Origin of the sequence: Streptomyces sp. NPDC057623, from assembly GCF_042800355.1 — a bacterium.
Classification (GTDB): domain Bacteria; phylum Actinomycetota; class Actinomycetes; order Streptomycetales; family Streptomycetaceae; genus Streptomyces.
Map to the genome: position 1 here is coordinate 198615 of NZ_JBHVGZ010000013.1, position 10381 is coordinate 208995.

10 protein-coding genes and 1 riboswitch are annotated in these 10381 nt (G+C 70.8%); of the genes, 5 read left to right on the forward strand and 5 right to left on the reverse strand.

All coding sequences use genetic code 11. The annotated features are described in order from the left end of the window. Positions 1 to 2: 2 nt before the first annotated feature. From ACFU95_RS16845 to ACFU95_RS16855, 3 genes are all read right to left on the reverse strand, one after another. Positions 3 to 1229 (reverse strand): prenyltransferase/squalene oxidase repeat-containing protein, encoded by a 1227-nt coding sequence (locus tag ACFU95_RS16845; RefSeq protein ID WP_383827827.1) that lies wholly within the window; start codon positions 1227 to 1229, stop codon positions 3 to 5. A 346-nt stretch (positions 1230 to 1575) separates the two neighbouring features. After that, on the reverse strand, positions 1576 to 2034 hold the full coding sequence (locus tag ACFU95_RS16850; RefSeq protein ID WP_383827830.1) for a nuclear transport factor 2 family protein: 459 nt from the start codon (positions 2032 to 2034) through the stop codon (positions 1576 to 1578). A gap of 19 nt (positions 2035 to 2053) precedes the next feature. After that, the gene (locus ACFU95_RS16855; RefSeq protein ID WP_383827832.1) at positions 2054 to 3082 is read right to left on the reverse strand and encodes an MBL fold metallo-hydrolase; all 1029 of its coding nucleotides are present in this window, start codon (positions 3080 to 3082) and stop codon (positions 2054 to 2056) included. Between the two features lie 199 nt (positions 3083 to 3281). Here ACFU95_RS16855 and ACFU95_RS16860 point away from each other — a divergent pair, with 199 nt between their 5' ends. Together ACFU95_RS16860 and ACFU95_RS16865 are read left to right on the forward strand one after the other, a co-directional pair. Continuing rightward, positions 3282 to 4739 (forward strand): aldehyde dehydrogenase, encoded by a 1458-nt coding sequence (locus tag ACFU95_RS16860; protein WP_383827834.1) that lies wholly within the window; start codon positions 3282 to 3284, stop codon positions 4737 to 4739. Positions 4740 to 4742: 3 nt separating this feature from the next. Next, positions 4743 to 4976: a ferredoxin gene (locus tag ACFU95_RS16865; protein WP_383827836.1), complete on the forward strand. Its 234-nt coding sequence runs from the start codon at positions 4743 to 4745 to the stop codon at positions 4974 to 4976. A 66-nt stretch (positions 4977 to 5042) separates the two neighbouring features. Further along, positions 5043 to 5221, forward strand: a riboswitch (TPP riboswitch). Here ACFU95_RS16865 and ACFU95_RS16870 read toward each other — a convergent pair. After that, entirely contained in the window at positions 5221 to 5841 is a 621-nt protein-coding gene (locus tag ACFU95_RS16870) for a TetR family transcriptional regulator (RefSeq protein ID WP_383827838.1), read from the reverse strand. (Overlaps the previous riboswitch by 1 nt.) A gap of 221 nt (positions 5842 to 6062) precedes the next feature. On the opposite strand from ACFU95_RS16870, the gene ACFU95_RS16875 reads away from it, so the two are divergent. The 3 genes from ACFU95_RS16875 to ACFU95_RS16885 are packed head-to-tail and all read left to right on the forward strand — an operon-like array spanning position 6063 to position 9321. Then, positions 6063 to 7511, forward strand: coding sequence for a glycosyltransferase family 4 protein (locus ACFU95_RS16875; RefSeq protein ID WP_383827840.1), 1449 nt, complete (start codon positions 6063 to 6065; stop codon positions 7509 to 7511). After that, positions 7505 to 8254, forward strand: coding sequence for a class I SAM-dependent methyltransferase (locus ACFU95_RS16880; RefSeq protein WP_383827842.1), 750 nt, complete (start codon positions 7505 to 7507; stop codon positions 8252 to 8254). Before ACFU95_RS16875 ends, ACFU95_RS16880 begins: the two co-directional genes overlap by 7 nt. Beyond that, positions 8251 to 9321 (forward strand): prenyltransferase, encoded by a 1071-nt coding sequence (locus ACFU95_RS16885; protein WP_383827844.1) that lies wholly within the window; start codon positions 8251 to 8253, stop codon positions 9319 to 9321. The genes ACFU95_RS16880 and ACFU95_RS16885 overlap by 4 nt, the downstream gene beginning before the upstream one ends. A gap of 124 nt (positions 9322 to 9445) precedes the next feature. On the opposite strand, the gene ACFU95_RS16890 is transcribed toward ACFU95_RS16885, so the two are convergent. Then, complete coding sequence (locus tag ACFU95_RS16890) at positions 9446 to 10345, reverse strand: RNA-guided endonuclease InsQ/TnpB family protein (protein WP_383827874.1); 900 nt, start codon at positions 10343 to 10345, stop codon at positions 9446 to 9448. Positions 10346 to 10381: the final 36 nt, after the last annotated feature.

A 10381-nucleotide genomic window follows, 5' to 3' on the forward strand; every position in this document is an offset into this window, starting at 1 on the left:
GGTCACTTGCCCTTGTTGCGGCCGCTGAGCAGGAAGCCGATGCCGATGCCGACGACCAGGAAGATGCCGACGTACCACCAGACGCCGAAGGGGCTGTCGCCGTCCTCCTTCTCCTCCTCGGAGGGCGTCGCCGACGCGGTGACCGAGCCGTTCGCCGCCGACCGGGGCGCCGGGCCCGTCGCGTTGAGCTGCTTCACGAGGTCCGTGTCACCGAAGTCACGCGGGTCGGTGCCGGTCGCCTGCGCGGCGAGGATCAGCTGGGCGTAGGCGGCGGGGCCGTTCTGCTTCGCCCAGGCCGTGGCGTTCCTCTCCAGCCACTCCAGGGGCTTGCGGGCAGCCGGGGCGCCGCCCTGTACGGCGAGCGCGACGACCGCGTCAGCGGTGTTGCCGTAGTCGGGCTGGTCCTCGGCGCCGGCCAGGGCGGACTTGAGGTAGCCGTCCCTTTCGAGGGCCTTGGCGAGGTAGGCGGCGCCGTTGGCCGCGGCCTGCTCCGGGGTGCGGCGGGAGCCGCCGGCGCAGTCGGTCGCGCCCTTGTCGCCGGCCCGCGCGGTCAGCATGCCCTGGCCCGACGCGGCGACCACCGCCGCCGCCGTCGCGTCGGCGTTGGCCGACAACTCGCCCTTCTTGTCCGGCTGGTAGGCGAACGCGCCGCCGTCCGCACACGGCAGGGAGAGCTTCACCAGGGCGTCGTAGGGCGACTTGCCGTCCTTCTGGACATTCGGGGCGTGCAGGCCGTCCGAGGAGTTGAGCGCGCCGATCACGACGGACGTCGAGTTGGCGTCGCTGGCCCCGCCGGCCGTGTAGCCCCAGCCGCCGTCCTTGTTCTGCGCGGACCTCAGCCAGGTCTTCGCCTTGCCGATCTCGGTGTGGTGCCCGCCGACCGCGGCCAGGGCCTGCACCGCCGCGGCGGTGCTGTTGGTGTCGACCATGGTCTTCGCGTCGCACGCCTTGGCGGGCTCGGCGCGGAACGCCGCGAACGCCCCGTTGGCGCACTGCTGCCCGACCAGCCAGTCGACCGCCGTGGCGGCGGGCCGCACGTCCGCCCGGTGCTGCGCGATCAGCGCGAGGGACTGGCGCCAGACGCCGTCGTAGGTCGGGTCGGCGGTGCCGTACAGCCCGGAGGGGAGCGCGCCGGACGGCGACGGGGAGGAGTCGGCGGCGAAGGCGGGCGTGACCGTGCCGATCACGGTGACGGCGGCCAGGACCGCGGCGCTGCGGCGGACGTACATGATCGGCGGATGCCCTTCCCTGAAGGGGCCGGGCAGCACAGGGGGACCCCCGGGCGGCTCGGCCCCGTATACCTCGACGGTGCCGCGCTCCGGCCGGCTGCCGGGGCACGTGAGCCGGTCACGAATCCGTACGGGGCGATCCGGCTCACCGGGTCTGCTACGACCGGTTCACGATGGGGGTACCACCCAGGCTCTTGAAGCACTGGGGGAGGGTCAGCGCCGGATTTGCACCGGCTTCCCCCCGTACGGGTGTGATGACGACGCGGCCACTCTACCGGCCCGTAGCAAAGCGGCCGAGGGGAGGCTGTGAGCGGCGGTGGGTTCGCCCGCATGGGCCCCCGGTCGTTCATGGCCTGGGCGGGCGCGGGGTCGGTCCGCCGAAGGCCAGATGCAGGACCCGGGCCGACAGCAGCCAGGTGCCGTCCGGTGACCTGCGGAACGTGTCGTCATAATGGCCCACCTGGACCGGGGGCCCCGGCGGGACCAGGTCGCCCGGGGCGCCGTCGACGCGGTACGTCGTGAAGTACGAGGTCGCCGTCGCGGTGTCGGGGGACGTCACCGTGACGAGGATGTTGGACATCAGACGGCGCGAGAGACGGTCGGCGGGGCGGGAGCCGAAGTACGCGCGCAACGCGTCCCGCCCGGTGACGCGCCGCTCGCCCGCCGGCCACTCCCAGGTGCCGTCCTCGGTGAACAGCTCGGCGACGGAAGCGGGTTCGCCGAGGTCGAGGCGGTGGACGAAGTCGATGACGACGCGCGCGCAGGCACGCTCGGCGAGAAGCTCTTCCATGGGCGTGTACTCCATGGGCGGTATTAAAAGGCCATCAGACGGCCACGTACGTCACCGGCTCACTCCCCGCCACCGCCTCCGCCCGTCCCAGCTTCACCAGCCGCCGCAGATGCGCCTCGGCCTCCGCGATCGCGATGTTCCGTGAGCCGTACGGGATCTGGTCCCAGGGCCGGTTCCACTCCATGCGCTCCGCGAGCTGCCAGGGGGTGAGGGGCTCGGCGAGGAGGGCCTGGAGGTCGGTGAGCCGCGACTCGTGGTGGGCCAGCAACTCCCGTACCCGGGCGGGGGCGTCGGTGAAGGTGTGCTGGTGGGCGGGCAGGACCTCGGCGGGGGCGAGGCGGGCGACGCGTTCGAGGGAGGCCAGGTAGTCGCCGAGGGGGTCGGTGACTGTCGTGTCGTCGGGGTCCTCGTACAGGCCGATGTGCGGGGTGATCCCGGGGAGCAGGTGGTCACCGGAGAACAGGCGTCCGTGGCCCGGCAGTCGGGCCGGGTGCTCCTCCTCCAGGTGCAGGCACACATGCCCGGGGGTGTGTCCCGGCGTCCAGATCGCACGCAGGCGGCGGCCGGCGAGGTCGAGGAACTCGCCGGGGACGATCTCGCGGTCGGGGGCGGCGGGGGAGAAGCCGGGGAGGGCGCTCGGGCGGCGGGCCGCGCGCAGCGGGGCCACGTGGGCGTCGGGCGCGCCGGCCGCGGTGAGCTTGTCCGCCATGTAGGAGAACCAGCGCTCCGGCCGGGTCGTGCGGGTGCGCCGTACGATCGCCGCGTCCGCCGCGTGCATCGCGATCCAGGCGCCGGACGCCTCGCGCACCTTGCCGGACAGGCCGTGGTGGTCGGGATGGTGGTGGGTGATCACCACGCCGTGGATCTCCTCGGGCGTGGTGCCGCAGGCCGCCAGCCCCTCGGCGAGGGTGTCCCAGGACGCCGGGTCGTCCCAGCCGGTGTCGATGAGGACCGGGCCGCGGTCGGTGTCGACGACGTACACGAGGGTGTGGCCCAGCGGGTTGTCGGGGATGGGGACCTGGAGGGACCGGACGCCGCCGCCGTGGTCGTGAGTCTGCGCCATGGGCTCCCCAATCGCCGCGACACGTTCCGGCCGACCGGGCCACTATAACTAGAACAGGTTCCGATGGGAGCCCGGGTCACCTACCAGCAGTACTCCCTGATCTCCTCCGGGCTCTCCGTGGACTCCTCCGGGTGGAACTGGTATCAGTTCGGTGTATCTGATGGATCGTCAGAGTCGCGCTCAGGGAAGGCGGTCGGCCATGACCGAGCTCGTGGAACACGGACAGCTGTTCATCGGCGGGGAGTTGACCGACCCCCTGGGCAAGGACGTCATCGAGGTCGTCTCCCCGCACACGGAAGAGGTCATCGGACGCGTGCCGCACGCCTCCCCGGCCGACGTCGACCGGGCGGTCGCGGTGGCGCGCAGGGCGTTCGACGAGGGGCCCTGGCCGCGGACGAGCCTTGAGGAGCGGATCGCGGTCGTCACCCGCATCAAGGACGCGATCGCCGTACGGCACGAGGAGATCGCCCGGGTGATCTCCTCCGAGAACGGCTCCCCGTACTCCTGGAGCGTCCTGGCCCAGGCGCTGGGCGCGATGATGGTGTGGGACGCGGCGATCACGGTCGCCCGCGACTTCCCGTACGAGGAGGCGCGTGACGGCGTCCTCGGCAAGATCCTCGTACGGCGCGAACCGGTCGGGGTCGTGGCCGCCGTCGCCCCCTGGAACGTCCCGCAGTTCGTCGCCGCCGCCAAGCTCGCGCCCGCGCTGCTCACCGGCTGCACGGTGGTCCTCAAGCCGTCGCCGGAGTCACCGCTCGACGCCTATCTCCTCGCCGAGATCGCGAAGGACGCCGGGCTGCCGGAGGGTGTGCTGTCGATCCTCCCGGCGGACCGTGAGGTGAGCGAGTACCTGGTCGGGCACCCGGGGGTCGACAAGGTCTCCTTCACCGGCTCGGTCGCGGCGGGCAAGCGCGTCATGGAGGTCGCGGCCCGCAACCTCACCCGCGTGACACTGGAGCTGGGCGGCAAGTCGGCGGCCGTCGTGCTGCCGGACGCGGACGTCGAGGCGACGGTCGCGGGCGTCGTCCCGGCGGCCTGGATGAACAACGGCCAGGCGTGCGTGGCCCAGACCCGGATCCTGCTCCCGCGCTCCCGCTACGACGAGTTCGCCGAGGCCTTCGCCGCGGCGGCCGGCGCACTGGTGGTCGGCGACCCGCTGGACCCGGCGACCCAGGTGGGCCCGCTGGTGGCGCGGCGGCAGCAGCGCAGGAACCTCGACTACATCCGGATCGGCCAGGAGGAGGGCGCGAAGATCCTGACGGGCGGCGGCCGGCCGGCCGGGCTGGAGAAGGGCTGGTACGTCGAGCCGACGCTCTTCGGGGACGTGGACAACTCCATGCGGATCGCGCGGGAGGAGATCTTCGGCCCCGTCATCTGCCTGCTTCCGTACGGCGACGAGTCCGAGGCCGTGAAGATCGCGAACGACTCCGACTACGGCCTGAGCGGCAGCGTCTGGACGGCCGACACCGGGCACGGCGTCGAGGTCGCGCGGCAGGTCCGTACGGGAACGTACTCGGTGAACACCTTCAGCCTGGACATGCTGGGCCCGTTCGGCGGCTACAAGAACTCGGGCCTGGGGCGGGAGTTCGGTCCCGAGGGCTTCGGCGAGTACCTGGAGCACAAGATGATCCACCTCCCGGCGGGCTGGGAGGCGTAGGGGATGGGCGACCGCTGGCACGTCGAGGTCGACCGGTCGCTGTGCATCGGCTCGGCCCAGTGCGTCCACCACGCTCCCGCCGGCTTCCGCCTCGACACCGCCCGCCAGTCCCATCCGGCCGACCCGGAGTCCGACGCCAACGAGATGGTCCTGGCCGCGGCGGAGAGCTGCCCGGTGGAGGCGATCGTGATCACGGTGCTGGGGAGCGGGGAGCCGGTGTTCCCGCCGGAGGAATGACGCCAGAAAAGTCCCTTTTCAAGGGGTTCATTTCCCGGTAGGTGTTCTATCCTGGAAATCGGCCTACGGGACGAGTGAGGGAGTCCGAACCGGAGTAGCCGACTCTGGCAGGAAACAGACGGTTTCCGCTGGGGCCGACGTCGACGGTCCGGGCTGAGAGGCCGGAAGGCAGCAGCAGGGCCAGACGGCGACCCCCATCACCTGATCCGGACAATACCGGCGCAGGGAACCCGTCTCGTAGGTCCTACTCGTGCCCCGCCGGATCCGTCAGATCGATCAGCCGGCACACCGTCTCGATGTCGATCTTCACCTGGGCGATCGAGGCACGGCCCGACAGCCAGGTGATCAGGGCCGAATGCCAGGTGTGCTCGATGACGCGGACCGCGGAGAGCTGCTCGGGCGTCGGGTTCTCCAGCCCCATCGAGTCCAGGATGATCACCGTGGTCTGCCGGGAGACCTGGTCGACCTCCGGGGAGACGCTGCGGTCGGCGAAGGTCAGGGCGCGGACCATCGCGTCGGCCAGGTGCGGCTCGCGCTGCAGCGCGCGGAAGGCGCGCATCAGCGTCTCCGCCACCCGCTCCGCCGCCGTCTCCCCCCGCGGCGGCTTCTTGCGCAGCGTGCCGTGCATGTGCTCCAGCTGGTCCTGCATCGTGGCGACCAGCAGATGCACCTTGGACGGGAAGTAGCGGTACAGCGTGCCCAGTGCCACCTGGGAGGACTCCGCGACCTCCCGCATCTGTACGGCGTCGAAGCCACCCCGGCTGGCGAGCTGCGCGCTGGCGTGCAGGATGCGCCGACGCCGGGCCTCCTGCCGCTCGGTGAGGGGTGGTGAGTCGGGGCTTGCGCCACTTGCTTCCGCAGGCATGGATCCCGTTCCGTGACAGTCGGTGAGGCCGGGTGACCGGACAGAGCATGCCAGTGCGTCGGCCGTGGCGTGAATCACCCGATCCATCGCTCACAGCGGCGCTACCTGCCGGTAGATTCAGAGCCTCTTGAACGATCAAGTCTGAAACTTGTTCTAGATTAGCGTCCCCGCGTAATCTCGCGGGACATCGCAGGGAGAACGCAGGGAGAAGGGGGTCCGGAGTGACCGCTGAGGCCAGGGAGGCCGGGGCTCCGGAGGACTCCGCCGCGGACGGCGAGCGACCGCTCGACATCGCGCTTCTCACCTATAAAGGGAACCCGTTCTGCGGCGGCCAGGGCGTCTACGTCCGGCACCTCTCCCGCGAGCTGGCCCGCCTCGGCCACCGCGTCGAGGTCATCGGCTCCCAGCCCTACCCCGTCCTCGACGAGGGCGCGGAGTACGCCGGCCGCCTGAGCCTCACCGAACTCCCCAGCCTCGACCTCTACCGCCAGCCCGACCCCTTCCGCACCCCGGGCCGCGGCGAGTACCGCGACTGGGTCGACGCGCTGGAAGTGGCGACCATGTGGACCGGCGGCTTCCCCGAGCCGCTGACCTTCTCGCTCCGCGCCCGCCGCCATCTGCGCGCCCGCCGCGGCGAGTTCGACATCGTGCACGACAACCAGACGCTCGGGTACGGACTGCTGGGCGAGGTCGGCGCCCCCCTCGTCACCACCATCCACCACCCCATCACCGTCGACCGGCAACTGGAGCTGGACGCCGCCGAGGGCTGGCAGCGGCGGATGTCGGTGCGCCGCTGGTACGCCTTCACACGCATGCAGAAGCGGGTGGCCCGCCGCCTGCCGTCGGTACTGACCGTGTCGGGGACCTCCCGGGCGGAGATCGTCGACCACCTCGGCGTACGCCAGGACCGTATCCACGTCGTGCACATCGGCGCGGACACCGACCTCTTCTCGCCGGATCCCTCGGTACGCCGGATCCCGGGCCGCATAGTGACGACGTCCAGCGCGGACGTCCCCCTCAAGGGCCTGGTCTTCCTCGTCGAGGCACTCGCCAAGGTCCGCACCGAACACCCCGACGCCCACCTCGTCGTCGTCGGCAAGCGGCCCGAGGAGGGCCCGGTCGCGCAGGCCATGGAGCGCTACGGCCTCGAAGGCGCCGTCGAGTTCGTCAAGGGCATCTCCGACGCCGAACTCGTCGACCTGGTCCGCTCGGCGCAGGTGGCGTGCGTACCGTCGCTCTACGAGGGCTTCTCCCTGCCGGCCGCCGAGGCCATGGCCACCGGAACGCCGCTCGTCGCCACGACCGGCGGGGCGATCCCCGAGGTCGCCGGGCGCGACGGCGAGACCTGCCTGGCGGTGCCGCCGGGAGACCCCGGCGCCCTGGCCGCGGGGCTGAGCCGGCTGCTGGGCGACGCCGAGCTCCGGGACCGCCTCGGAGCGGCCGGACGCGACCGCGTCCTGCGGAAGTTCACCTGGGCGAAGGCCGCCGAGGGCACGGTGGCCCGCTACCGCGAGGCCATAGCCCGCTCCGCGGGCCACGACACCGGCCGCGCCGCCGCCCCCGCCACCGCGAGCAACGGCCGCGCCGCGGCAACAGGCAGCCACCTCGTCGCGTCCGCGACCCCCACCGCTGTTGAAGGCGTCAACTCCGAAAGCAGGGCCACGTGCTGACCGTCGACTTCTCCCGGTTCCCGCTCGCCCCGGGGGACCGCGTCCTGGACCTCGGCTGCGGTGCCGGCCGGCACGCCTTCGAGTGTTACCGGCGCGGCGCCCAGGTCGTGGCGCTGGACCAGAACGGTGAGGAGATCCGCGAGGTCGCGAAGTGGTTCGCGGCGATGAAGGAGGCGGGCGAGGCCCCCGAGGGCGCGACCGCCACGGCCATGGAGGGCGACGCCCTCGCGCTCCCCTTCCCGGACGAGTCCTTCGACGTCGTGATCATCTCCGAGGTCATGGAGCACATCCCGGACGACAAGGGCGTCCTCGCGGAGATGGTCCGGGTGCTCAAGCCCGGCGGCCGTATCGCCATCACCGTCCCCCGCTACGGCCCCGAGAAGGTCTGCTGGACGCTGTCCGACGCCTACCACGAGGTCGAGGGCGGCCACATCCGCATCTACAAGGCGGACGAACTCCTCGCGAGGATCAGGGAAGCCGGGCTCAAGCCGTACGGCACCCACCACGCCCACGCCCTGCACTCCCCGTACTGGTGGCTGAAGTGCGCGTTCGGCGTCGACAACGACAAGGCGCTGCCGGTGCGCGCGTACCACAAGCTGCTGGTCTGGGACATCATGAAGAAGCCGCTGGCCACCCGGGTCGCCGAACAGGCGCTGAACCCGCTCATCGGCAAGAGCTTCGTGGCGTACGCGACCAAGCCCCACCTCCCCCGCATCTCCGAAACCCAGGCGGCCGCCAAGTGACCACCCCCCGGACAGAACACCTCGTCCTGCCCGGGGTCCTCACCGCCGAGCAGGCCGCCGCGACCGTGGCCGGCATTCTCGCGGTCCAGCGGGAGGACGGGGCGATCCCGTGGTTCCGCGGGCACCACCTCGACCCGTGGGACCACGTCGAGGCGGCGATGGCCCTGGACACGGCCGGTGAGCACGAGGCCGCCGAGCGGGCGTACACCTGGCTGACGACCCACCAGAACGAGGACGGCTCCTGGTACGCGGCGTACCAGGACGGGGCGTTCGACGACGTCACCGACACCGGACGCGAGACCAACTTCGCCGCCTACATAGCCGTAGGCGTCTGGCACCACTACCTCTCCACCGGCGACGACACGTTCCTCGACCGGATGTGGCCGTCCGTCTACGCGGCGATCGAGTTCGTCCTGAAGCTCCAGCAGCCGGGCGGACAGATCGGATGGCGGCGCGACGAGGACGGTACGGCGACGAAGGACGCCCTGCTGACCGGCTCCTCCTCGATCCACCACGCCCTGCGGTGCGCGCTGGCCATCGCCGACCAGCGGGAAGAACCGCAGCCGGACTGGGAGTTGGCGGCGGGGGCGCTGCGGCACGCGATCCGCCGGCATCCCGAACGGTTCCTGGACAAGGACCGCTACTCCATGGACTGGTACTACCCCGTGCTGGGCGGCGCGTTGACCGGCGCCGAGGCCAAGTCCCGGATGGAGGAAGGCTGGGACCGCTTCGTCGTCCCCGGGCTCGGGGTGCGGTGCGTCGTGCCGAACCCCTGGGTGACGGGCGGCGAGTCGGCCGAACTCGCCCTGGCCCTGTGGGCGATGGGCGAGTCCGACCGGGCACTGGACATCCTCCAGTCCATCCAGCACCTGCGGGACGCCGACAGCGGGCTGTACTGGACCGGATACGTCTTCGACGACGACGCCGTCTGGCCACAGGAGCTGACCACCTGGACGGCCGGGTCGCTGCTGCTGGCCGTGGCCGCGCTGGGCGGGCACGAGGCGACGTGCGCGGTGTTCGGCGGGGAGCAGCTCCCCAGGGGACTGGACCCGGACTGCTGCGCCTGAGAGGCCGAGGCCTCAGTCCAGGTGTACGCGATTGGCGATCGCGTCTCCCTCGACGAGGTACACGGTGGTGACGAGCCCGTCTCCGGCTACAACTGGAGCCCAGGCCCCTCGAAGGTGCTGCCTATTAGAACGTATGGTCGATAGCTTGTTGGCTTGAAGCTCGCGTAGGCGGTGCGACATCGTCGCCGATTAGCGCCGTTGCGATGTGACGATCCTCCCCCGAAGAGGCAAAGGGGATTCCAGCCGACGTGGCTGGAGCGCTAATACCTTGCGGTTTCACGCTGGTTGGCGCTTCCCGGACCGGGCATCCCCGAGGTCTCCACGCCCTGTGACCCGAATGTCCCCGGGCCAATGTGTTCTTCGCTCCCACAGTGTCGGCGTGCCCTCGCTGTCCACAAGAGGTGCAGGCGAACTCGGCTTGGCTCTTGCGCGAGTTCGCATCCACTGTCCCGCAGGCCGGGCATGTCTGACTGGTGTACGCGGGATTGACCGTCCTGACAGTTACGCCCATGCGTCGGCCGACATTGCGGACAGCCACTTCGAAGGCGTGCCAACCCTTGTCAAGAATCTTCCGGTTGAGCCCAGTTTTCTGGGCGACGTTTGTCCCTGGCCTCTCGGCTGTGCCTCTGGCAGAGGCTGTCATGCCGGTGATGTCCAGCTTTTCCAGCACCACGAGGGCATTACCTGGAACGATGCATGCGGCTGTCTGTGCCTGGAAGTCCGCCCGCCGATCGCGTTCTCGCTGACGCAGAGCGCGGATCTTCGTGTTGACGATCTGGCGACGTCTGGATCCCTTCTGGCATCGGTTGCGCTGCCGCTCAAGGCGGAGGAGCCGTTGGCGCTCGCCAGGTGTGAGAAACTCCCGGTCAAAGAACCGTCCGTCGCTAGTCGCGACGGCCTGGACGACGCCTCGGTCCACTCCGATACGTCCTCGGTCGAAGCTTACGGTCTTCTCCGGTGTACCCGGTTGCGTCCAGAGAAGTGGTGTACGGGTTCGACCTGATCCGGGGGTTTGCTCCGGCATCGGGATGGTGCCCGCATAGTTGAACGGCCACCGGCT